Here is a 385-nt window from a genome sequence, read left to right as displayed (position 1 = left end):
ACGCATGTCATCAAAGCGCCCGCAGCGACGATGACCCAACGATAAGAAACACTCATGGCTTCATAACCTCCATGCCGACAGAGTGATCGCGACGCATGCGGCAAGCCTACCGCAGTTAGCGCCTGCGATCTAAAGACGTTTGGGCGATTGCGATTTCGACAGCGCGCTCACATCTTTTTTCGCCGCACGATGTGGCCGCTAAAGCGTGCGAAACATCACCAATGCGGCGACGTAACCCTCGGTGGGATGAAGGAAGACACCAGGAAGCCGGCCGACGATATCGAAGCCGAGAGATTGCCACAGCGCCACCGCACGCTCATTGCTGCTGACGACGAAATTGAACTGCATCGCCCGAAAGCCCCGCAAGCGGGCATGGTCCAGGGAA

At 57.7% G+C, this 385-nt stretch carries 1 pseudogene; it reads right to left on the bottom strand.

Features of this window, described 5'->3' with window-relative positions:
* Positions 1-198: 198 nt before the first annotated feature.
* Positions 199-385, bottom strand: a pseudogene (locus NBZ83_RS34180) (N-acetyltransferase family protein); the annotation flags it as partial.

The organism is Frankia gtarii (assembly GCF_025403375.1).
GTDB classification, from domain to species: Bacteria; Actinomycetota; Actinomycetes; order Frankiales; family Frankiaceae; genus Frankia; species Frankia gtarii.
Note: the sequence above shows the minus strand (reverse complement) of the source record. Positions and strands in the feature narration are given on the sequence as shown.